The sequence below is a fragment of the Salinisphaera sp. G21_0 genome (assembly GCF_017744115.1).
GTDB lineage: Bacteria > Pseudomonadota > Gammaproteobacteria > Pseudomonadales > Endozoicomonadaceae > Endozoicomonas.
Genome location: NZ_JAGHQW010000304.1, coordinates 1 through 511, shown reverse-complemented (window position 1 = coordinate 511; position 511 = coordinate 1). Strand labels below are relative to the sequence as shown.

Here is a 511-nt window from a genome sequence, read left to right as displayed (position 1 = left end):
CATCCGCTGCATTCTCAAAATGACTTTTAACGGCTTTGGCTGTTTCGGCTGTGGCTTCCTCAACCTGTTTTTGCCCGGCAATTAATTCATCGGCGTAATTTTGCCAGAGCAACCTCTGACTTTTGGTTATGGTCTTGGCTGCATGGTTTGCTGTCTTTAACGCATCTCGGCTTTCTTCGGCAAAGCTGTCGTATACCCCAACCAGCGCATCCCGGACATCCTTGGCATCCTCAACCGTCTGCCGGGCAAACTCCCTGGTCAAGCCCTCAAGAAAATCGGTTGTCCCTTTTAGCTTTTCGGCAATGCCATCAAAGCCCAAGGCATCTGCTGTTTCCTGCCATACCCTGACAATGCCGTATAGTATCCCGGTATAGGCTGCAAAGCCCTTAACAATGGCTGTGAAGGTATTGAAAAAGCCCTTTACTGTGGAGCTGGTAAAATCAAAGGCAGTCCGCAGCGCCGCCATGGATTCTGTGATGGTGCTAAAGCCTGATTGAATACTGGTGACAAA

Annotated in this window: 1 protein-coding gene; it reads right to left on the bottom strand. The window is 49.5% G+C overall.

Annotated elements, in window-relative coordinates; translation table 11 throughout:
• On the bottom strand, positions 1-511 hold a 511-nt coding region (locus J7439_RS26195), incomplete at both ends, for a hypothetical protein (RefSeq protein WP_209204988.1).